Source organism: Candidatus Dactylopiibacterium carminicum, assembly GCF_014736495.1.
GTDB lineage: Bacteria > Pseudomonadota > Gammaproteobacteria > Burkholderiales > Rhodocyclaceae > Uliginosibacterium > Uliginosibacterium carminicum.
Map to the genome: position 1 here is coordinate 49083 of NZ_MDUX01000013.1, position 22100 is coordinate 71182.

The 22100-nt window shown below is 64.0% G+C and carries 20 protein-coding genes; 11 read left to right on the forward strand and 9 right to left on the reverse strand.

Features of this window, described 5'->3' with window-relative positions:
- The first annotated feature begins 9 nt into the window (after positions 1 to 9).
- The 8 genes from tpiA (at position 10) to BGI27_RS05950 (ending at position 7567) form a co-directional block, all read left to right on the forward strand.
- The gene (tpiA, locus tag BGI27_RS05915) at positions 10 to 822 is read left to right on the forward strand and encodes a triose-phosphate isomerase (protein ID WP_223871628.1); all 813 of its coding nucleotides are present in this window, start codon (positions 10 to 12) and stop codon (positions 820 to 822) included.
- Positions 822 to 1523, forward strand: coding sequence for a DNA polymerase III subunit epsilon (dnaQ, locus tag BGI27_RS05920; protein ID WP_095523973.1), 702 nt, complete (start codon positions 822 to 824; stop codon positions 1521 to 1523). The genes tpiA and dnaQ overlap by 1 nt, the downstream gene beginning before the upstream one ends.
- A gap of 19 nt (positions 1524 to 1542) precedes the next feature.
- On the forward strand, positions 1543 to 2424 hold the full coding sequence (locus BGI27_RS05925; RefSeq protein ID WP_095523974.1) for a class I SAM-dependent methyltransferase: 882 nt from the start codon (positions 1543 to 1545) through the stop codon (positions 2422 to 2424).
- Positions 2425 to 2625: 201 nt separating this feature from the next.
- A complete protein-coding gene (gene flgK, locus BGI27_RS05930) occupies positions 2626 to 4806 on the forward strand; it encodes a flagellar hook-associated protein FlgK (protein WP_095523975.1) in 2181 nt (726 codons plus the stop codon).
- Between the two features lie 4 nt (positions 4807 to 4810).
- A complete protein-coding gene (gene flgL / locus BGI27_RS05935; protein ID WP_095523976.1) occupies positions 4811 to 6028 on the forward strand; it encodes a flagellar hook-associated protein FlgL in 1218 nt (405 codons plus the stop codon).
- A 10-nt stretch (positions 6029 to 6038) separates the two neighbouring features.
- Positions 6039 to 6479: a hypothetical protein gene (locus tag BGI27_RS05940; RefSeq protein ID WP_095523977.1), complete on the forward strand. Its 441-nt coding sequence runs from the start codon at positions 6039 to 6041 to the stop codon at positions 6477 to 6479.
- 248 nt (positions 6480 to 6727) lie between these two features.
- Positions 6728 to 7366: a transcriptional repressor LexA gene (gene lexA / locus BGI27_RS05945; RefSeq protein WP_095523978.1), complete on the forward strand. Its 639-nt coding sequence runs from the start codon at positions 6728 to 6730 to the stop codon at positions 7364 to 7366.
- Between the two features lie 39 nt (positions 7367 to 7405).
- Positions 7406 to 7567, forward strand: a complete 162-nt coding sequence (locus BGI27_RS05950; protein WP_170942961.1) for a hypothetical protein — start codon at positions 7406 to 7408, stop codon at positions 7565 to 7567.
- Positions 7568 to 7673: 106 nt separating this feature from the next.
- Here BGI27_RS05950 and BGI27_RS05955 read toward each other — a convergent pair whose 3' ends face one another.
- Entirely contained in the window at positions 7674 to 9014 is a 1341-nt protein-coding gene (locus BGI27_RS05955; protein ID WP_095523979.1) for a class I SAM-dependent methyltransferase, read from the reverse strand.
- 95 nt (positions 9015 to 9109) lie between these two features.
- Positions 9110 to 11326: a FepA family TonB-dependent siderophore receptor gene (locus BGI27_RS05960; protein ID WP_095523980.1), complete on the reverse strand. Its 2217-nt coding sequence runs from the start codon at positions 11324 to 11326 to the stop codon at positions 9110 to 9112.
- A 157-nt stretch (positions 11327 to 11483) separates the two neighbouring features.
- Between BGI27_RS05960 and BGI27_RS05965 the strand changes: the two genes are divergently transcribed.
- Entirely contained in the window at positions 11484 to 12215 is a 732-nt protein-coding gene (locus tag BGI27_RS05965) for a response regulator (RefSeq protein WP_095523981.1), read from the forward strand.
- Positions 12212 to 13552, forward strand: a complete 1341-nt coding sequence (locus tag BGI27_RS05970; protein ID WP_223871629.1) for a sensor histidine kinase — start codon at positions 12212 to 12214, stop codon at positions 13550 to 13552. Before BGI27_RS05965 ends, BGI27_RS05970 begins: the two co-directional genes overlap by 4 nt.
- Positions 13553 to 13904: 352 nt before the next feature.
- Here the strand turns inward: BGI27_RS05970 and BGI27_RS05975 are convergent, their stop codons facing one another.
- The 7 genes from BGI27_RS05975 to BGI27_RS06005 all read right to left on the reverse strand — a co-directional run bounded on the left by BGI27_RS05975 (position 13905) and on the right by BGI27_RS06005 (position 21450).
- Complete coding sequence (locus tag BGI27_RS05975; RefSeq protein WP_095523982.1) at positions 13905 to 16697, reverse strand: ATP-binding protein; 2793 nt, start codon at positions 16695 to 16697, stop codon at positions 13905 to 13907.
- Between the two features lie 23 nt (positions 16698 to 16720).
- Positions 16721 to 17434, reverse strand: coding sequence for a hypothetical protein (locus tag BGI27_RS05980; protein WP_095523983.1), 714 nt, complete (start codon positions 17432 to 17434; stop codon positions 16721 to 16723).
- Positions 17431 to 18780: a hypothetical protein gene (locus BGI27_RS05985; RefSeq protein ID WP_095523984.1), complete on the reverse strand. Its 1350-nt coding sequence runs from the start codon at positions 18778 to 18780 to the stop codon at positions 17431 to 17433. The genes BGI27_RS05980 and BGI27_RS05985 overlap by 4 nt, the downstream gene beginning before the upstream one ends.
- Positions 18777 to 19151 carry a type II toxin-antitoxin system VapC family toxin gene (locus BGI27_RS05990; RefSeq protein WP_095523985.1) on the reverse strand — a complete coding sequence of 125 codons (375 nt, stop codon included), beginning with the start codon at positions 19149 to 19151 and terminating at the stop codon, positions 18777 to 18779. The genes BGI27_RS05985 and BGI27_RS05990 overlap by 4 nt, the downstream gene beginning before the upstream one ends.
- Complete coding sequence (locus BGI27_RS05995; protein ID WP_170942962.1) at positions 19148 to 19399, reverse strand: type II toxin-antitoxin system Phd/YefM family antitoxin; 252 nt, start codon at positions 19397 to 19399, stop codon at positions 19148 to 19150. The genes BGI27_RS05990 and BGI27_RS05995 overlap by 4 nt, the downstream gene beginning before the upstream one ends.
- Before the next feature lie 51 nt (positions 19400 to 19450).
- Positions 19451 to 20555, reverse strand: a protein-coding gene (prfB, locus tag BGI27_RS06000) for a peptide chain release factor 2 (RefSeq protein WP_141239721.1) whose coding sequence is annotated in 2 segments (ribosomal slippage) — positions 19451 to 20473 and positions 20475 to 20555 — 1104 coding nt in all. Because the reading frame shifts where the segments join, the coding sequence is not laid out codon by codon here.
- 61 nt (positions 20556 to 20616) lie between these two features.
- On the reverse strand, positions 20617 to 21450 hold the full coding sequence (locus BGI27_RS06005) for a DNA ligase (RefSeq protein ID WP_095523989.1): 834 nt from the start codon (positions 21448 to 21450) through the stop codon (positions 20617 to 20619).
- A gap of 173 nt (positions 21451 to 21623) precedes the next feature.
- Between BGI27_RS06005 and fdxA the strand changes: the two genes are divergently transcribed.
- Positions 21624 to 21947, forward strand: a complete 324-nt coding sequence (fdxA, locus tag BGI27_RS06010; protein ID WP_095523990.1) for a ferredoxin FdxA — start codon at positions 21624 to 21626, stop codon at positions 21945 to 21947.
- Positions 21948 to 22100: the final 153 nt, after the last annotated feature.

Genomic DNA, 22100 nt, shown 5'->3' on the forward strand with positions numbered 1-22100 from the left:
CAAACACGGATGGGGCCGCAAGGCCCGGACAAGGAAGGCGTGATGAAGAAGAAATGGCTGATCGGCAACTGGAAAATGCATGGCAACCTGGCCAGCAACAAGGCCCTGATCGAGGGAATCCGCGCCGAACTGCCCGAACCTGATCCGCGTGCCGAGCTGGTCGTCTGTCCGGCTTTCCCTTATCTCTACCAGCTCAAGGATCTGACTGCCGGCACCGGTATTTATGTTGGTGCCCAGAATGCTTCCGATCACCTGCAAGGTGCCTACACTGGCGAGACTTCGCCTCTGATGATCAAGGAGCTGGGTGGTTCATTCACCATCATCGGCCACTCCGAGCGGCGCCAATATCAAGGCGAGAACGATGGTCTGATGGGCCGCAAATCCCTGGCTGCCATCGATGCCGGCCTGATTCCCGTGATCTGCGTGGGTGAGACTGCCGAAGAGCGTGATTCGGGGCGCACCCACGAAGTGCTGGCCCGCCAGCTGGATGCTGCCTTTGGCTACATCCGTACCGCGCATGACAAAATCATTCTGGCCTACGAGCCTCGCTGGGCCATCGGCACCGGGATTGCCGCCACACCGGAAATCGTGCAGGCCGAGCATGAATTCCTGCGTCAGCGCATCGCCATCCGTGACAAGGAATTCGCCGCGCGCCTGCCCATCATCTATGGCGGCAGCGTGAAGGCAGCCAATGCGATTTCGCTGTTTTCCATGCCCGACGTCGACGGTGGCCTGATCGGTTCGGCCGCGCTGAATGCCACCGAGTTCGTGGCGATCTACCGCGAGCTGCTGCAGACCATTCCTGCTGACGAGGCCGCCTGATGCGCCAGATCGTTCTCGACACCGAAACCACCGGGCTGGACTGGCGCACCGGAGATCGCATCGTCGAGATCGGTTGCGTCGAAATGATCGATCGACGGCAGACGGGGCGTACCTTCCACGTCTACCTGAATCCGGAACGGGATGTTGGTGACTCCGAACGGATTCACGGGCTTTCCGACGAGTTTCTCGCCGGGAAGCCGCTTTACACCAGCGTGGCCAGCGAATTCGAGATCTTCGTCGCGGATGCTGAACTGATCATCCATAACGCCAGTTTCGACGTCGGCTTCCTCAACATGGAGCAGGAGCGCCTGGGGCGGCCCCGGATTGCCGAGCTGTGCCCGGCGGTGGTGGACACGGTCAAGCTCGCCAAGGAGATGTTCCCGGGCAAGAAAGCTTCGCTGGACGCTTTGTGCGAACGCTATGCGATCAGCAACGCGCATCGCGTGCTGCACGGCGCCTTGCTTGATGCGCAACTGCTGGCCGAGGTCTACCTCGCCATGACGCGGGGCCAGGAAAGCCTCATGGATGTCTTCGAGCAGCCGCTCGAACTGGGGGGCGCGCACAGCGGGCCTCGCAGCGACCGCAAACCCTTGCGTGTCTTGCACGCCAGTGAGGCCGAACTGGCCGCGCATGAAGCGGTGCTGGATCAGATGGCGGGAAAAGGCCCCTGCCTCTGGCGGCCGCCAGTGTCTCAGGGCTGATTCACGCGGAGTACCCCCCATGTCACTGCCGCGAATGCTCTGGCACCTGGCCTGCGAACGCCTTGCACGCCAAACGGTGGCGAGGGTCCCGGAGCCGGACCTGGTGATGACGGACCCCGTGCAGGTCGATGCCTTCCGCGAGGCAGGGCAAACCGATGGCATCCTGACCGCCATCAACCTTTTTCATGCCATCCAGACTCTGCCATTGTTCAAGGCTGGAGACGTGGTGCTGGATCTTGCTTGCGGGCCGGCTACACTGTTGACGCAACTCGCCAGGCTGCACCCGCAGGTGCGCTTCATCGGTGTGGATGCTTCGGATGCCATGCTCACACTGGCCGAACGGACCCTGTCGCAATACGGTGTACGCAATGTCGACCTGCATCAAGGAGACATTACCCGGCTGGAGGGGCTGCCCGCTGCATCCGTAGATGGGCTCACCTGCAATCTTTCCCTGCATCACCTGCCGGATCTCGCGGCCCTGCACACGGCATTCACCTGCATAGCACGCGTGCTCAAACCCGAAGGCAGCGTCTACATCTCCGATTTCTGCCGTTTCAAGCGCGCGGCAACGCAGGAATATTTCGCAACGGACAGGGCAGGGGAGCAGTCTGCCGCTTTCACCGATGATTTCCGTAACTCGTTGCGTGCCGCCTTCAGTGAGGCAGAGTTGCTGGGGGCGGCTGCTCCGTTGCGCCCACGAGCGCGCATCTATCGCAACATGCTGTCGCCATTGATGCTGGTGCTGCGTGGTCCGGTCCGTGCCGAACCAAATGCAGCAGAGGTACCTGCGCGTGTGGCTGCGCTCTACGAAGCATTGTCGACGGAGCGTCGCGAGGATTTTCGTGATTTTTTGCGCTTCTTTCAGATGGGTGGTTTCCCGCTTGCCTGCAAGCCCTGGTGAGGTTGCCGCCCTTGTTTTTCGCATATGGCGGCAGGATTTGCCGGTTTTGATGCGATTGGGGTTCGCTGAGTGGGCCTAAGCATGGCTTTGCTTGCTTTTTTTCTGAAAACACGTTGTTGTTGTTTGTTTTTATTGGGTTTTTTTTGATCTGGCAATCCTTTTGCTATTCGAGTGCGTAGATAGCAGCAGGAGACCCGGATCATGGCCGGCCTACTCAGTATTTCGCTTACCGGTATCAACGCAGCCCAAGCGGGGCTGAGCACCACCGCGCACAACATCGCGAACGCGAAGGTTGATGGCTATAACCGTCAGCAGGTGGTTCAGGGCACTGCGGATCCGATGTTCTCGGGTGTTGGCTTCTTCGGCCAGGGCACCCGGGTTGATACCGTACAGCGGGTCTACAGCCAGTTCCTGGCTTCACAGGTGCTCTCGGCAGATACCGCGCGCGCCCAGTACGAGACCTACTACAACCAGATCAAGCAGGTCGACAACCTGCTTTCCGATACCACCGCCGGGTTGAACCCCGCGCTGGACTCCTTCTTCGAAGGTGTGCAGCAGGTGGCGGCCGCCCCTTCCAGCGTGCCCTCGCGCCAGTCCATGCTGTCGTCCTCGGAATCCCTCGTCTCGCGCTTCCAGGCCATGTCCGCACGCCTGCAGGAAGTCCGTGACGGTGTGGAAGTTCAGATCACCCAGGTCGTCGATGAAATCAACGTCCTGGCACAGAAGATCGCGGATCTGAACCAGAAGATCGTGATGGCGCAGGCCGCAGGTACGGGTGTGCCGGCAAACGATCTGCTAGATGCGCGGGATCGCGCCGTGGCGGATCTCAATGCCAAGATCAAGGTCACCACCACGACCAACAACGCGGACGGCACGGTGAACATCTTCATCGGCAGTGGTCAGCCCCTGGTGATGAATACCGACGTGTTCAAGCTTTCCACGGCCCCCTCGTCGGTGGACCAGAACCGTGTGCAGGTCGGCGTTCAGCTGGCAAGCGGCGGTGTGGTGACCATTCCCGAGGATCTGCTGACTGGCGGCGAACTGGGTGGCCTGATCAGCTATCGCGCGGAAGCGCTGGATGCGGCCGAGAATTCCCTGGGGCGTATCGCACTGAGCCTGGTCACCCTGTTCAATGCGCAGCACAAGCTCGGCCAGGACCTCAACGGTGACATGGGCGGCAATTATTTCGTGGCGCTGCAGGCTGCCATGCAGAATTTGCCGAATCTCACCACCGGCAATACCTCGACGGCCAATCTGTCGGTCAGTGTGACCAGCGTGGCCGGGCTGACCAACAGCGACTATGTGCTCAGCTACGACGGTAGCACCTATACCCTGGCCGAGGCCTACACGGGCAAGGTGGTGTATTCCGGTAGCCAGATGCCCGGTCAGGCGAGTACCCAGACCGCTGGGACGTCCGGTGCCGTCTTCAGCATGACGCCCACAAGCAATGCCACGGGCGGCGCGCAGAACTACAACATCAGCTACGACGGTACGAACTACACGATCAGCAAGGCCAATGGCGGTGGGGTGGTCTATTCGGGCGCGCTGCCAGCCACGGTGGAAGGCATCGTCATCAATCTGGCCAGCGGCACGCCGGTTGCCGGCGACAGTTTCAGCCTGCAACCGGCTGTCGATGGCCTCTCGATCAGCGGCACCATGAGCGCGGGCGACCGCGTGCTGATCCAGCCCACGCGCTATGCCGCGCGGGACATCTCTCTGGCGATCAAGGATACCTCCCTGATCGCCGCCGGTTCGCCAGTCCGTGCCACGGCGGCCAACACCAACTCGGGCACCGGCTCACTGACACAGCCTGTGGCTACCAGCCTGAATGGCATCCTGCCCGATGCGGCGGCCCACATCGCCACGCCGATCACGCTGACCTTCGATGCCGCCAACAAGCAGTTTGTCGTCACCGGCGCCACGCCGGCCACGATTCCTTATGACCCGGTCAGCAATGCTGTGGGTACTGAATTCACGCTGGACGATCCCGCGCTGAAATTCACCATCGCGGGCACGCCGTCGAATGGTGACAGCTTCACCATCGACACCAATGTCGGCGGCGTGACCGATTCGCGCAACGCCAGCGCGTTGTATGGCCTGCAGAGCACCAAGAACATGCTGGGGGGGACTGCGACCATTGGCTACGCCTATTCGCAGATGGTCAGCAAGGTAGGCACCCAGACCAACCAGGCCAAGATCAACGCGGAAGTCCAGCAGGGCCTGCTGGACCAGGCGGTGGCCGAGCAGCAGAGCCTCTCAGGCGTCAGCCTGGACGAAGAAGCCGCCAACCTGTTGCGCTACCAGCAGGCCTATCAGGCCAGTGCCAAGGCGCTGAGCATTGCTCAGACGCTGTTTGACGACATCCTTTCGATCATGAGGTGATGTGATGCGTATCAGCACATCCATGCTCTACAGCACCAACGTATCGAGCATCAACCGCCAGCAATCCTCGTTGCTCCACAAACAGCAGCAACTGTCCACCGGGCGGCGCGTGGTTTCCCCCAGCGACGATCCAGTGGCAGCCGCACGCGCGCTCGAAGTTAGCCAGTCGATCGCCCGTGTAGGTCTGGAAACGAAGAACCAGGGCACCGCGATGGATTCCCTGCGCAATCTGGACAGTCAGCTCGGGGCAGTCTCGGACGTGCTCAATTATGTGCGCGAACGCCTGGTGCAGGCGGGCAATGGCTCGCTCAGCGACGAAGATCGCAAGACCATGGCGACCGACATCCGTTCCCAGTTCGAAAGCCTGATGGGCGTGGCCAACACCCGAGATTCGGATGGCGAATACCTGTTTTCCGGCTATCAGGGGGAAGTCCAGCCCTTCACCGGCAGCATTGCCGGTGTCAGCTATCAGGGCGATCAGGGGACCCGTACCCTGCAGGTTTCCAGTACTCGCCATATTCCGACCAGCATCAGTGGCAACGAGCTGTTCATGAACATCTCGTCGGTCAATGGCGTGTTCAGCACCAGCGGCACGTCCATGACCGCGGCGATCAGCGATGGCAAGGTGTCCGGTCCGGTGGCCTACGACGGCGGGCAATACGGGATCCGTTTCACCTCGGCGACGACCTTCGAGGTATTCGACACTGTGGCGGACCCGACCATGAGCGGCACGCCGCTGTTGACCGGCACCTATACCGACGGTGAAGCCATCAATCTGCCCGATCCCGGCAATGCGGCCACGGCCCAGATCCAGATCAGCATCTCCGGCTCTCCAGCCGTCGGGGATACTTTCAATGTCACCCCGGGCAGCAGTACCGACATGTTCGGCATTCTGCAGAACATCGTCGTCGGTCTGGAAAGCGTTACCGACCCGGAGGGGTACAAGCAGATGGTTGCCGACTCCCTCGGGCAACTCGACAATGCCCTGGAGAACGTGTTGCGGCTGCGTTCCCAGGTCGGCTCGCGTCAGGTTGAGGTCGAAGCGTTGCAGAACATCGGCGCTGACCTGAAGATCCAGTACGCGGATCGACTGGAACGGCTGGTGGGGCTGGACTACGTCGAGGCCATCTCGGACTTCCAGCAGCAGAGCACCTACCTGGAGGCCGCACGCAATACCTTCTCCAAGATCTCCGGGCTGTCGCTGTTCAACTTTATCTCCTGAGGCCTCTGCCATGCGCCGGTACTTGCCCTGCCTGTTGATCGCATTGCTGCTGCCAGCATGCAACATCTTCTCGGGCAACATCCCGGGCAAGCACTCCATCGTTCCCAAGGGAGGCGTGAATCTTCTCCCGAACTACAGCATCGCCTATGCCGACATGGTGAACGTCGGCCTGCTGGTGGGCGCGGTCTACATGATCACCGATCCCACCGCACCGACCTGGGCGATCACCGAAACCCGCCTGCCGGACCAGCGCGTGCTCTACGCGCTGGACAAGCAGTATCTCAGTCAGGGCGGGGACGGCGAGGCGCGCTACGTGGTGGCCCGGCGTGCCGAAGCATTGGCGCGCGAACAAGGGCTGAGCGGCTATCGCATCGAGCGCTACGAAGAGGCCATCGACTCCCGCCTCTGGCTGCCGCGCCGTACAGCCTACGCGGAAGTCCGTCTGCTCTGAGATTTCCTCCATCCAGTGCCTGGTCATATTGGCGGATCCGCAAGCCAAGGCCTGCGGCTGTGCGCCATGTACGGCGGCATTCGGGCAAGGCTGATGCCGGCTTGTGGACATCGCGTTCTGCACTGGTGCGTGTCGCAGCCGGCCTGCCGATGAGGAACACGTTTTGGGGGCCGGGCAGATAAATTTTGCGCCACCTATTGCGTATTTATATACAGTGCTGTATAAAAATACACTCAAAGGAGGCCGCCATGCGCCAAGAACTTACCCGCCGCCAGCAGGACATTCTCGATTTCATCCGCGAGCAGATCGCACGTAACGGCATGCCGCCCACTCGTGCGGAGATTTCGGCGGCCTTCGGTTTCGCCTCTCCCAATGCCGCCGAAAGCCATCTGCGCGCGCTCGCCAGCAAAGGGGTGATCGTGCTGGAGTCCGGCTCGGCGCGCGGCATCCGCCTGCCGGCTGGCTGGCGTGCGGAAGTCGAGGACGAAGCCACCGGGCTGCCACTGATCGGTCGCGTGGCTGCTGGCTCGCCCATCCTTGCCCAGGCTCATGTGCAGCGTCATGTGGCCGTCGATCCACAGATGTTTTCGCCGCGAGCCGATTACCTGCTCACGGTGCGTGGCCTGTCGATGATCAATGCCGGCATTCTCGAAGGCGATCTGCTCGCCGTGCATGCCACGCCGCAGGCCCGCGAGGGGCAGATCGTGGTCGCCCGCGTGGATGACGACGTCACCGTCAAGCGCCTGCACAGCCGGCCCGAAGGCCTGATCGAACTGCAGGCCGAAAACCCGGATTTCTCGCCCATCCTCGTCGATCCGGCGCGTCAGAGCTTCGCCATCGAAGGGATCGCCGTGGGCCTGATCCGCGCCGGCGTGACCGCTTTCTGAGTTTCCCGATCCTGTCCGTGTATTTCCAGGAGCTTCATCATGAATTTCCCACGCTTGCGCAACACCAACCGCCCTGCCATTCCCGCCGTCACCCGTACCGTGATCCGCCCGCTCGCCCTGCTGGACGTGGTGCGCCGTCGTGGGCGCAGTTGGGGGCTGCTCGCCCAATACGAGGAAGCCCGCCTCGGCTTGCCGCGCTGACGGGGCCGATGCCTTTCTCCATCTTCAGGCCCGGGGCGAACTGCCGCGATCCGTCGCCATGCGGCCGGTTGGTGGCTCGTCGTTCGGTTGAGTGGATCCCCAAAAATCAAGCAGCTTGTGGCACGGCCCCCAGCCGTTGCCAGGCAGGCCATGTGTCGCTTTCAAAGGCAGCGAGCGCGTTTGCATCCGTGATTTCCGCGTCGAGGACACGCACCGCTGCCAGGAGCGCGGCGCCACGCAAGGCGGGGTCGCTGTCCAGCGCATGTGCGGCGAGCATCGCCGCGCGGCTGGCGGGCAGGGCGGAACCGATGGCCGGCGCGGCCACCCAGCCGTAGTCCCGCCCTTCCGCCGCCGCGCGCCACAAGGCGCGGTTGAGCGCCTGAGCCGGGGCCGCATCCGGTCCTGGCAGGCAGGGATGGAGATGACCCGCCCATAGCAAGATCTGGCAGGCCTGGTTGAGTAGGCCGCCGCGTCCGGCGTAAGCGGGTAGCGTCAGCAGTTGGCTGAAGGCGGCCGGGCGGCGGGTGGACAATGCTTGCAGCAGTGGCGAGAAGACTTCCGCCGCGCCGTCGACCGGACCGATGCGGGTGTTGAAGCGCAGGGCGCCGCCGGCGGGCGCGCCCGGCAGTGCGATGAAACGCTGTACCAGCAGCGCGGCACGGTGTTCCGCTGGCGTGAGCGGCTTCGCGTCGCGCTGATGGATGTCGCGGCGCAGCGTCTGGTTGCGGGCGATGTCCTTGGCGGTCTCACGCAGCGCCGTATCGGCGATGGTGCCGATCACGGCCTGCGCACCGCCGGGCAGCGATACCGCATCGATGTTCTCCAGGGGCGTGGCGCTGCCGACGTAGGTGCAGCCCACGTCGGCCGCTGCCGCGATCACATCGGCCACATGCAGGGGTTCCCAGTGTTCGCCGAGGAATTCATGGGCCAGGTAGCTCGGGGGCTGCCGCATTACCTGATCGAGCTGTTGCCCCAATTCCGGTACCACCACGAACTGGCCTGCGCCGCCATCGCGCAAGCCGCGCAACAGATCGAGCCCCGAAGCCAGGCCCGGCGTTGCACCGGCGATTTCCGCGCTGCGCCGCAGCACGCGCTGCATCGCCATCATCGGTGCGCTGCCGGGCTGGCTCATGTAGGCCAGGCACGCGATGCCGCCGGGCTTGAGCCAGCGTTCGATGATGCGCATCACCGCCCGCCGGTTGTCCGGCGAAATCCACGACAGCACGCCGTGCAGCACGATGAAGTCCAGCGCTGGCAGCGCGTCTTCCTCGGCTTCGGCCAATTCGGCGAAGCTGCGCTGCTGGAAATGTACGTTGTCGAGTCCGGCCGTGCGGTGCCCCAGGGCGGTGGCGGTGGCGACGAGCCAGGCGGGCGTCAGCTCACGGTGAAAGAACGCCGGATAGGGCGTTCCGGTGTGATAGCCGTCGGTGTGGGCGGAGTTCGCCATGTTTCAGGAAGAATCGATAAAAACGCCCGGCATTTGTCGGGCGGTGCATGTCAATCGAGCGGGCAGTATGCCACCCGCCCCGGACGGCAGATCTGTCAGAACGATGCCGTCAGCGTGGCGTAGTAGGCACGCCCAGGCTCATTGTACGTATTGGCGCCGGCCGCCGAGCCATTGCCTTCACGGAACAATTGCTTGTCGAACAGATTGCTGATGCCGATACGCCCCTTCAGATGCCTGTTGAAGGTATAGCCCGCGCCAATGCCCCACACCTGGTAGGCCGGCCGATCCCGGAGCGCGGCACTGTCGGTAACGGCCGCCCCGGTGCTGGCCGCGGTGGTGCGCGGCTTCTGCTTGCCATAGAAGGTACCGGTCACGATGAATGAAAGCGCATCGGTGGGTGCCCAGTCGAGCGTGGTGTTCACCGTGTATTTCGGGATGATGGACAGCGGCTGGCCGCGCTGGTCCTTGTTGCGCGACATGTAGGTGGCGTTGTTGCTCCAATTGAGGTTATGCGCCAGCGGAATCAGCAGATTGGCCTCGTAGCCGGCGATCGTCGCATCGGTTGCGTTTTCCCACTGCAGCACGCTGCCGGTGACGAGACCGGTGGTGTTCAGATTGGTCATGCCCGAGGTGATCTTGTTGTCGTACTTGTTGTGGAAATAGGTCAGACCCGCGTTCCAGCCGTTGTGGGTGTAGTTGATGCCGATTTCCTTGTTGAGGCTGACTTCCGGGTCCAGATCGGCATTGCCCAGCACATAGCAGGGGTTGGTCATGCCGACCGGGCAGCCGTTGCCCATGCTGTTGTACAGATAGTAGGGGTTGATCTGGTACAGATTGGGCGCCTTGAAGGCGCGGGCGACGCCGCCCTTCAGGGTGACTTCATCCGTGATCATGTAGGACGCATTCAGCGACGGGCTCCAGTTGTCGCCGAATTCGCTGTGGTGGTCCAGACGCAGCCCCGGGGTGAGGAGCAGGTCGGAAATCAGCTCGATGTTGTCCTCGACGAAGAAGGAGGTGATGGTGGCGTCGATGTCGGTCGGGCGCTGGTCGGCGGGGAGGACGCCGGGCCAACTGATGCCGGCGGCTACGGCGGCCTGGATCGAGCGCGGGTCGTCCAGCTTCTGATGGTTCCATTCCACGCCAGCGGTCAGCATCTGGCTGAAGCCGAACTGGAACGGAACGTCGACCTGGCCGTTGAGCGTGTAGCCGTTGAGCTCGCTGGTGAACTTCTCTGTGGTGTTGATGTTGCCCTCACCGCTGCCCGCGGCGCCTTCGCCCAGGCGCTTGTTCTTGGTGTTTTCGTACTGGAAATAGGCGCTGGACTTGCCGAAGGACCAGTCGCCCTTGTGCGTGACCGCATAGGAAGTGCGGGTCATGGTATTGGTCTCCTCGCCGAGGAAGGAGGCCGGGTTGGTGCCGGTCGCGGCGTTCGGGTCGGTGGCGCTGCTGCCGACGTTGGTGTCGCCCGCGTAGATGTTGCCCTGGCGGGAGTAGCCGGCATCGAAATCCACCGTCTGGCCAGCCACCGGTTTCCAGCGCAGGGTGGCCTTGACGTCTTCGTTCTTCACGCCTTCGCGGCCTGCGGCGGTATTGGTGACGCCCGGAGCGGTCTGGCCGACGTTGATGTCCGGCGCATCGGCGTCGGTCTTGTTGTAGTTGCCATAAACGCGGAAGCCCAGCTGTTCGTTGATCGGGCCGCTGAGGTTGAAGTTGACGCGATTGGTGTCGCCTTCGGCGGAGTCCTCGGGCTGGTTGGTGTACAGCGATACCGAGCCGCGCAGTTCATCCGGGATGCCCTTGGTGATGATGTTCACCACGCCGCCCGCAGCGCCGTTGCCATAGCGTGCCGCAGCGGGACCGCGGATGACTTCGATGCGTTCGACTTCCTCGACCGGTACCCAGTTGCTGTCACCGCGCGTGTCGCGTTCGCCGTTACGGCTGTAGCGCACCGAGTTGCGCGAGGTGACCGGCTTGCCGTCGATCAGGATCAGGGTGTTCTCCGGCCCCATGCCGCGCAGGTCGATCTGCCGGTTGTTGCCGCGCGCGCCGGTGGAACTGTTGCCAGTGAGGTTGACGCCCGGCATGCGGCGAATGATGTCCGAGAGGTCGTTGACCGGCGGGCGTTTCTCGATGTCTTCCGCCGTGATGGTGGAAACGCCGGGCATCTGCTTCAGGGTTTCCTCCGCGGTGGCGGTGACCTTGACCGTATCCAAGGTGGTTTCGGCTGCTTCTTGGGCATGCACGGCGGCGCCCGGCAGCAAGGCGAGGGCGACGGCGATGGGTTTGAGCTTGAACAGATTGGACTTCGACATCTAGCAGTTCTCCAGAGTGACCACGGCCGGGCGTTCGAGAGCGCTTGACCCGAATGCCGCGATAATTAAAATTCATGTTGTTGAGAACAATACTCATTAACCGTTGTGAGTCTTTGTCAAAACGTGCCAGATCTGTGTCAATGAAGCCGGGGTTGAAATGAATGAAGCGTTGCGCATCCTGATCGTGGATGACCATGAAGACATCCGGGAGCCGTTGGCGGCCTTCCTTGCGCGCTATGGCCTGAGCGTGAGCACCGAGGCCGATGGCGGGGCGCTGCGCGAGCGCCTGCGGCGCGAGCAGTTCGATCTGATCCTGCTCGACGTGATGCTGCCGGGAGAGGATGGACTTTCCCTTTGCCGTCATGTGCATGAGCACCACGGCATTCCGGTGATCCTGCTCACCGCGATGTCCGATCCGGCCGACCGGATCGCCGGGCTGGAGCTGGGGGCGGATGACTATGTGGTCAAACCCTTCGATCCACGCGAGTTGATCGCCCGTATCCGCAGCATCTTCCGCCGTGCGCGCATGGCGCCGCGGGCCCTGTCGCGCCCGCTCGGCGGCAGCCAGTGCTATCGCTTCGCCGACTGGCAACTGGATCTGAGCAAGCGCGAGTTACGCCATGCGCAGGGACGCGTGGTCGAACTCAGCGCGATGGAATTCCGCCTGCTCAAGACCCTGCTGGAGCATGCGAATACCGTGCTCAGCCGCGAGCGCTTGCTGAATCTGATGAACAAGGCGGATGCGCCCGTCTTCGACCGCAGCATCGACAGCCAGGTCAGCCGCCTGCGCAAGAAGCTGGAGGACGACGCGCGTCATCCCCGCTTGCTGCGCACTGCCTGGGGTGACGGCTATCTGCTGTCGGCGGACGTGCATCTGCTCGCCACATGAGGAGGCTGTGGCCCGAAAGCCTGGCAGGGCAGCTGATCGGCCTGCTGCTGCTCGGATTGCTTGCCGCCGGCCAGGCGGCCCAGTATCTGAGCGGTACCGAGGCAGGGCGCATGCATGGCATCGCCAGCGAACAGATGCTGCAGCGCTATGCCAGCGCCTATCGCAGCCTGCTGGTCTGTTCCGCTGGCTGCGATGCCGAGCGCCTCGTGGCAGCGCTGCAGGCCCGCGATGCGCGCTTCGAGCTGTTGGAGCGACTGCCACCGCTGCCGCAGTCGAGCGAAGATGCCGTCTTGCTGGCCGCGCTGCGCCAGAAGATCGGTGGGCCGGCCGATCTGCCCTTGTTGTTGCGTGTGCGGACGGAGGATGCGCAGCTGTCTCCCCTCCGTGAGGAGACCTTGCTGTTCACCCGCGCGATGACGCTCAAAATCGCCGCCCGTCTGCCGGACGGACGCTGGCTGGCCGCGCAGCAATGGCCCGTGGTGCGGGATCTCTGGCATTCCCTGGGCTATTCCTTGCTCGCCAGCGGGTTGTCGGTGCTGGTGGTGGTGGTCCTGTTCGTGCGCCGTCTGTTGCGGCCCCTGCGGGCACTGGCTCGCGCCTCCGAACAGATCAGCCGGGGCGAAAGAGCCGAAACCCTGCCGGTGCGGGGGCCGCGCGAATTCCGCGAGCTGGCCATGGCTTTCAATCTCATGCAGGAGCGGCTCACCCGTTTCGTGGCGGACCGCACGCGCATGCTGGCCGCGCTGAGCCACGATTTCCGCACGCCGATCACCTCGCTGCGGCTGCGGGTGGAAATGGTGGAGGACGCCGGCCTGCGCCGGGCGATGACGCGCACCCTGGAAGAAATGCGCCAGATGGTGGAAGCCACGCTGCTTTTCGCACGCGATGAAAGCTTTGCCAGCGCGCGTGAAACCATCGACCTTGCCGTCTTGCTCGACTGCGTGCAGCAGGAGCACGGCGCACTGGGTCACGAGGTGAGCTGGCGCGGAGAATCAAGCCTGCCGTATCGCTGCAATCCGCTCGGCCTCAAGCGGGTGTTGGGCAATCTGGTCGACAACGCGGTGCGTTACGGCCAGCGCGCCCGTATCGCGCTGCTGCGCGAAGCGGATGGCGTGCACATCCACGTTGATGACGACGGCCCGGGGCTGGCCGAGGAATGGCTGGAAAAAGTGTTCGAACCCTTCGTGCGTCCGGATGCCGGGCAGGACCGCGCCTCCGGCGGAGTCGGCCTGGGGCTGGCCATCACCCGTGCCGGGGTGGTTGCGCACGGCGGCCGGCTGAGGCTGGAGAACCGCGCGGACGGTGGCCTGCGGGCGCATATCGTGCTGCCGTTGTGACTGGTTTGCCGGCCGGAGCGGATCTGTCCAGATTCTATGTTCGAGCGCAAGGTTTTGCGCTGGATCGTGTCCGCAGGTTTCGGGAGTCGGGAGTGGGGAGTCGCGTAGGGTGCGCCATCGCTTGGCACGCCAAATCCGTTCGCACCCTTAGACAATCTCAGGACAGGCTTCGAACCCTCAGTGCGAACGGATTTGGTTCAGACAAGCCCGCTGCCACAACCCCGTTCGTGCTGAGGTATCGAAGCATGAACGGGCGCCGACTGCCATTGCAGTCACGTAGCCCGGATGCAGACCGAAGGCCGCAATCCGGGAAACCATCCGGTGTTCAGGCTCATGCCCGGAGCGGGGCCGTCTAGTCGATCTGTCTGCGCAGCACTCCAATGGGCGGCGCCCAGCTGTCCGCCGGCTTCTTCTTGCGCGTGACCAGGGTGAGCTGGGCGGGTTGAAAGACGTTGGCGTTGTGGGTGACCGGCGTGGTGATCAGGTATTGCGAGCGGGTGGCGCGCAGGAAGGCGCCGACGCGGTCGATGTTGGCCACGTCGAGGTGGGCGAAGGGTTCGTCGATGAACACGAAGCCTCCGGGGCGGGCGTCGTCCATCAGCAGACCGATCAGCAGGATCAGCGATTTCATCACCTGCTGGCCGCCCGAGGCCTCGCCGTCGTTGAGCGTCTGCGCGCCTTTCTGGTCGAAATCGAAGGCTACTTCGAGGCCGGCGGTGGCCAGCGTGGCGTCGTCGTTGTCCAGCGCCGGAACCGGGCATTCCACATGGATGCCGGCCAGCTCGCCCAGCGCGCGCAGGTTCTTGCCGTACTGGCGCACCGTGGCGCGCAGGCGCGCGATGTAGGCCGCGCGCGCCTCGTCCACCATCTGCTTGGTGCGTTCGGCGTAGGCCATGCGCTGGCCGTAGTCTCCTTCGCGCTGGTGAAGTTCGAGGCCGAGTTTTTCCTTGATGACCAGCACGTTCTCGTCCGTGGGCCATTCGCTTTCATTGAGGCGGCGTTTGAGGCGCGAGAGTTCGTTGCGCGCGCCGGCCAGCCCGCCGTAATGCTCGGCGAGTTCCCCGAGCGCGGCGGGCGAAAGCCAGTCGCGCGGCATGCCGCGACGCTTGCCGCGTAATCTCAATAGGCGCGCGGTCTGCTCCAGGCGCTGCGGCCGCGATTCGCTGGCGATGCGGTTCAGCACCTCGCGTGCCTGCGCCAGATCGCGCGAGCGGCGGTCGGTTTCGATGGCGATGCCGGCCAGGCGCTCCTTGCATTGATCGACCCGGGCGCGTGCTTCGTTGAGCGTGGCTTCGGCATGTGCCAATGAGCCCTGCAGGCTCGCCTTGTCCTGTTCCGCAGCCTCGAATTCGCCCGCGCGCGCCAGCAACAGTTCGGCCGCCTGCATGCCAAGCAGTTTCTCGCGTGCCGACTGCATCGCGGCCTCGGCTTCGTCCTGCTTCCTGCGCGCCCAGGCGAGCTGCTTGTCCAGCGCACCGATATCTTCCTGCAGGGATTCGAGGCGTGCCTTGCGCGCCAGCTCGCCGAACCAGAAGTCGTGCGGCACGCCCAGATGGCGCGCGCCGCGGCGTTCGCGGTGATAGCCCTCGCGGGTGATCCAGTCCTGCTCGCGCGGCAGTTTGGTGGCGGCCTGTGCATTGTCGACGCGGCGGATGCGGTTGAGCAGTTCGGAGAGCCACTTCGGCGGCTCGCCAGCGAAGCGCACCACTTCCAGCAGGCTGCCGGGATGGGCGTCGGGGCAGGGCGCGCGGTCGGCGACGACGAAATGGCGGAAGCGTTCGCGCTCGCCCAGCGCCCAGGCCTCGGTCCGGTCGCCTTCCTGTTCGAGCAGGATCAGCGAGCGGTAGGGGCGCAGGATCGCTTCGATCGCGCCCTGCCAGCTGGCGTCGGTGACCTCGGTGATCTCGGCGAGCAGGCGGTGTTCGATGCCGGCCTCATTGAGCGCGGCGCGGAAGCGCTGCACTTCGTGGTCCTGCGGTGCGCCGCCCTTGCCCTGGGCTTCGCGCAGGCGGGCGGTGACTTCCTCGAAGCGCGCGGTCAGCTCGCGCACCTTCGTGCGGGCGGCCTGCCAGTCGTTGTAGGCATTCGCCGCCGCGTCCTCGGAATCCAGCGCGGCCTCGCCATGCTCGCGCGCCACGCGTTCGCGCAGCGCATCGCGTTCGGCGAGCTTCTTCTCCACGTCGCGCAATGCATCGCGCGCGGCCAGCCACTGTCCGTCGATGTCCTTGAGCCGCGTGTTGGCTTCGGTGAGCTGGTCTTCGGCCTGGGCCTTCTCGCCGGCCAGCGCGGCCACGCGTTCTTCCGAGAGGCGGCGCGTCTCGATGGCGTCAGTCACCTCGTGGCGGGCGCGGCGAAGCTTTTCGCGCCAACTGATGACTTCGGTCTGCAACTCGGCCACTTCCAGGCGCGGAATGGCCTCGGCTTCGAGCACCGTGGCTTCGGCGCGCAATTCGCGCCATTCGAGGAAGCGGTCCGCCTCCAGGCGGCGCGCCTCGGCCTGGGCCTTGAGCTTTTCGAGGTCCAGCGCCAGGGCTTCGAGTTCGCGTTGCGCGGTTTTCTGCTCTTCGCGTGCGGCCTGGTAGTTGTCCAGCACTTCCTTGTCGCCGAAGACGTCGAAGACCAGATCCAGCAGCGCGCGCGGCGAGTATTCGCAGAGCTTGTCGGTGTCGCCTTGCTCCAGCGACAGTACCTTGGCGATCGCCGGGCTGAGGCCGGCGTAGGCCAGGCGCGACTGGTAGTCGCGCAGGCCGACGAACTGGGCGGTCTCTTCCAGTTGCTCGACGCTGACCAGGCCATCCTCGATGCAGTATTCGCGCGTCCAGTCGCCGCCGGCGCGCTTGACGCGGCAGGCCAGCGTTACCTCGTCCTTCAGGCAGGGGAAGAAAGGGCGCTTGCCGGTGCTGCCGGGATGGTTGGAAACCGTGGCGCGCAGCCAGGCGAAGCCGGCGTTGGCACGGCGCACGTAGCGGCGGAAATCGCGCTTACCCGAGCATTTGAGTGCGAACAGGGTGCGCATCGCGTCCAGCAGCGTGGTCTTGCCCGAGCCGTTGGGGCCGACGATGGTGATGATGTGGGCATCCAGCGGCAGCGTGAAGCGGCGCCAGAAATCCCAGTGGACGAGTTCGATCTCTCGGATGTGGAACATCTTCTGTGCTGTCCTTTGGGTGTTTAGCTGTGCGGGCCGAAGTCTTCTTCCGCTTCGTCCGTCTCGTCGAACAGTTCTTCTTCCTCTTCGCCCAGTCCGGCGGGCAGTGCGCGGCCAGCGGCGGCGAGCACGTCTGCCAGGGTGCCGTTGATGATGCGGTCGGCGAGCACGCGATAGTCGAGCAGCACGTCGAGCAGCGGGCCTTCGTGGATGTAGCCGTTGCGCCGCTCAATGAAGCCCAGGCGGGCGAGCTTGCCGAGCGCGAAGTTGCGCACCTTGGTCTTGCCGCCGAGCTGGGCACCGAAATCCGCCAGCAGTGAGGCTTCGGCAATCGCGCCGGAGACGGCTTCGCCGTGCTCGATGGGTTTGTCCTGGCCGAACATGTCGTCCTGGCCGTCGTCGCCCAGTACGCGGCGGCCGAGCTGGCGCTCGCGCTTGGGCAGGATGATCAGCGCCCAGATCACCACCAGCAGGGCGATCTCGTCGCGCGTGAGCCCCATGGTGCTGGCCTGATAGTCACGGCCACCAAAGACGGCATCCATGACCTCGTCCCTGAGCCCCACCGCCACGTGTTCGGCGAAAGGGTTGTCAAGCAGTTGCAGGCCGACTGCGGCCAGTCGTGCTTCCAGTTCGGCGCGGAAGCTTTCGTCGACCAGTGCGCGGCGCACCTGACTGTCGGCACGCGGCAGCCAGCGATGGGCGAGCAGGCGGGCGGTGAGTTCGGTGATTTCGGTCATGGTGCTTCCAGGAAGGGAGAAGGGGGAAGAGACGCGGGAGGCCGGGCTTCATCCTTCTCCGCTGTTTCTTCCCGCTTCACATCGTTGCGAACGACATTGCCGGCGGACATATGCGAGATTTCGTCTTCCATGATTTCCACCAGTTGGTCTTCGAGTTGCAGGTCGTAGGGCAGCTGGGTGAGGTCGGCCACGGGGCCGGCGGCGCCAGCTTCTTCGTTGCCGAGCAGCGAGAGCAGCGAGAGGCGGTAGCTGGCCGGGCCGAAGCCACCACCGAGCACCAGCCGGCTGGCCGGAGATGCGGTGAGAATGCCGGCAAGCCTTTCGGAGAGCCGGAGCAGCAGGCTGAGATCTTCGCTGGGGGCGGCTTCATCCTGTGGTGCGTCTTCGGCCGGCGGCAGGCTGGCGTCCGCCTCCATCTGACGGACTTCTTCGGAAAGCGCGGATTCGGCGCGGTCCAGCAGTTCATGCCCACCCGCCACGAACTGCATCTGCGGCCCGGCACCGAGTGCACCGTCGGCGAGGGCGGCGATGCGGTGGATCTCCAGGCCGCGCAGCCAGGCCGCAGCGTCAGAGGACGATACGCCCGAAGCCCCCAGCGTGACGCGCTGGGATTCGATCTTGTTCAGCGCGCGCTGGAAGGCGGCATCGACGCGTGCCAGCCGGCTCTGTGCTAGGCCGATGGCGTGGGCGATGCGGCTGGTTTCCGGGCTGATCTCTTCTTCGGCGAGCAGACCACGCAGGATCGTGGTGCCTTTGTCCAGCCAGCGCACGTTGCCGGTGAGCCGCGAGCGGGCTTCCAGGATGCGGAATTCCGAGCCTGAGGCAATGGCATCCTCGAAGGAGGCGGTCAGTGCATTGAGCTTGGCGAGCAGGTGCTGCAGCACTTCAGGCGTGACGGTGCCGGTGGCCTGCATGCCAGCGAGCTGGGTGGTGAGGAAGCCCAGCTCGGCATCCTCGTTTTCGCCGAAACGCAGCAGCACGGCCATGGCAGCCACAGCATTGCGGCCGGCGTCCGAGAACTGATAGCCATCCTCGCCGTGCACCAGCAAGCCGTTGTGGCGCAGGCGCGCGAGCACGGTTTCCAGCTTCACCGGGTCGATGTAACTGAAATGGCGGCGCAGTTCATCGGGTTCCCAGCGTGGATGATCCGCGCGCGCGCCAATCTCGCGCAGCACGTGCAGGCGGATGAATACCTCTTCTTCGCCGCCGCGAAACAGCGTGATGAAGGTGTTGATCAGCTCGCGCGAGCGTACCAGCGACCACAGCGCGGGCACGTCGTCCGGCTCGATACCGGGCGTGAAAAAGCCGGCGAGGTCGAAATCTTCGCGGTTGTCGGACTGGCTCACCAGATCGCCCCGGCGAAGTGCTGGCGGATCTTTTCATCCGCGCTGACGAGACGGGCACTGTCGCACTGGGCCTGAGCAACGATCAGACGGTCGAACGCATCGCGCGTCCAGCGAATCCCTGCCGCCGCGCTGGCAACCAGCGCGAAGGATGTCTGGCTGACGCTCAGCCCGAGACTGGTATGCAGGGTGTGCAGCATGTCGACCGGCGGGGTCCGCAGGCGACCGATTTCGTGCAGGTAATGCAATTCGAGCTCGACCATGGGTGAGATGGACAGTGAATCGGTGTTGAGTGCCTGCCGGGCCGCCGGGCTGATCTGCCGGATCAATCCATCATGCAGCCAGCAGACGACGTGGGTATCCAGCTGGATCATCGGCCGAGATTGTCCGGCTCGTTCCAGTCCGCTTCGTTCCAGGTTGGCGCGTTCACCAGATCTTCCGGATCGCCCACGATCGCGTAGCGGCGCGGCAATTCTTCCACGCGCAGACGCGGCGGCTTTTCGGGCGCGAGCACCAGGCGCTGCCCGTGGCGTTCGATCACCACGGGCTCGCCGGTGGCCAGAACCTGATCGGCGATCTGGAAGATGTTTTGGCGCAGCGTGGTCAGGCTGACGGATTCCATGGGGTCATCCTTCGATATGTACATGTTAAATCTAGCATGTACATGTAGCGATTACACGCCCTGTTTAAGGCTGGCCTCGATGAAGGCATCGAGGTCGCCATCGAGTACGGCCTGGGTGTTGCCGACTTCGCAGTTGGTGCGCAGATCCTTGATGCGGGACTGATCCAGCACGTAGGAGCGGATCTGGTGGCCCCAGCCGATGTCGCTCTTGGCGTCTTCCAGCTTCTGCTGTTCGGCCTGGCGCTTGCGCAGTTCCAGTTCGTACAGTCGGGCGCGCAGCATGCTCCAGGCTTCGTCGCGGTTGCGGTGCTGCGAACGGTCGTTCTGGCACTGCACGACGATGCCGGTCGGCACGTGGGTCAGACGCACGGCAGAGTCGGTCTTGTTGATGTGCTGGCCGCCTGCGCCGGAGGCTCGGTAGGTGTCGGTGCGCACATCAGCCGGGTTGATCGCGATCTCGATCGAGTCGTCGACTTCCGGAAATACGAAGACCGACACGAAACTGGTGTGGCGGCGCGCGTTGGAGTCAAACGGGCTCTTGCGTACCAGGCGATGCACACCGGTTTCGGTGCGCAGGAAGCCGTAGGCGTATTCGCCCGAAACTTTGATCGTGCACCTCTTGATGCCAGCCACGTCGCCTTCGGACTCTTCCATCAACTCGACGTTGAAGCCCTTGCGCTCGCAATAGCGCAGGTACATGCGTTCGAGCATCTGCGCCCAGTCCTGCGCCTCGGTGCCGCCGGCGCCGGACTGGATTTCGATGAACGCCGGCTGCGGGTCCATCGGGTTGTTGAACATGCGACGGAATTCGAGCCCGGCGACGCGGCTTTCCACGTCGGCCACGTCGGCTTCAACGGCGACGAAGGTGTCTTCGTCATCCTCGGCCACGGCCAGGTCGTACAGCTCGGCGCAATCCGCGAGGCTGGCGGCCACACCTTCGAGTACGCCCACCACGCCTTCGAGTTCCTTCTTCTCTCGGCCCAGTTCCTGCGCGTGCTTGGGGTCGTTCCAGATGGCCGGATCTTCCAGCCGCTTGCTGACTTCGATCAGCTTTTCAGCCTTGTTGTCGTAGTCAAAGATACCTCCGCAGTTCGGATGCCCGGCCCTTGAGGTCGGTCATCTGGTTGGCGACGGCATTGATGCGTTCTGCTTCCATGGCTTTCTTTCCTGGCGTTTCTGGCATTCGAGGGGCGCGATTATACCCGCAGCCATGCGGCTCAAAGACCGTCCGGGCGTTCACGCAGAAAGCGTGGGTGGCGCGGCAGTCCCTTGGCGGTCAGCGCCTGATAGCGATAGGTGACGAGGCTGCCGACGGGCGGAGGATCGTCGCGCTCCCGGTCGGTGAAGCCGCTGCCGAGGCGGAAGCGCCGGCCGTCGGGCAATTCCATCAGCAGCGAGCCCATGCGCTTCTGATTGCGTCCGGTGCCGGGCAGATGGGCGATCACACGCGCCTCGGCGTCCAGCCAGGGCTTGAGCTTGAGCAGCGCGTCGCTGCGACCGGTGAGATACGGTGCATCCACCCGATGCAGCATCAGACCTTCGCCGCCGGCTTCGACCACGGTCTCCAGCCTTCTCTGCAGTTCCGTCCGGTCTGCTACGCGGAACTGCTCCACGGCCTGCAGCCAGGGGCGCCGTGCCTGCCGTGTGATCTGACGGATGCGCTCGGCACGAGCTCTGAAATCGCCGGGCGCATCGGGCAGTTCGAAAATCATGTAACGGATGGCACGCCATTCGGCATCCTCCGGAGTCTGCTTGCGTACGGTGCTGACCACGCGTTCGAACTGGCCACGCCCAGCCCAGAGTTCGCCATCCAGAGGCTGCGCGGGCAGGGCGGCGAGAAACCAGGCCGGCGCGGCGACGGGCTGGCCTGAGCGGAAGCGCAGCTGTTGGCCATCCCAGGTGGCGCGCACGCCGTCGAGTTTCTCGCTGACGAGATAGTTCGCAGGATCGAGCGCCTGGCGGTAGACTTCCGCCAGCAGGATGTCGTGGGAACGTGCCGGCGAGGCGAGCAGCAAGAGGCCGGCGGCCAGCAGGGCGAGCAGATGGCGCATGCGTGTCCTTCCATGAACGGGCTTCGCAGCTTGCCGGAGCAAACCCAGCGTTTCCGCACCTTTGCCCCTCCGGGCCGGCCTGGTTATGTCCCTATTACCCATGGCTGCGTCCGTTGCGGACCGGAATCGGCTATAGTCGCGCCCCATCGCGCCAGCGGGCGCAGGAGAAACCCATGCCCTACGTCGTCACTGAAAACTGCATCAAGTGCAAATACACCGATTGCGTGGATGTCTGCCCGGTGGATTGTTTCCGTGAAGGGCCGAACTTCCTCGTCATCGATCCCGATGAATGCATCGACTGCACGCTGTGCGTGGCCGAATGCCCGGCCGAAGCGATCTTCGCCGAGGATGATCTGCCCGAGGATCAACAACATTTCGCCGAGCTGAACGCGGCGCTGTCCAAGGTCTGGCCGGCCATCGTCGAGCGCAAGAATTCCCTGCCCGATGCCGACGAATGGAACAAGGTGCAGGACAAACTCCAGTACCTCGAAAAGTAAGTCTTCACGTCCGGATGACAAGGCGCGTGCCTCACCAGGCCGCGCCTTTTTTCATGGCGCTGTTGGAGTTAGCTGTTGAGTCTCCATCGCCCGGCCGCCTCGTTGAGGCAAAGTGCGGGGGAAATAGCGTTCCGATAGCGCTCAAGGAGGCGG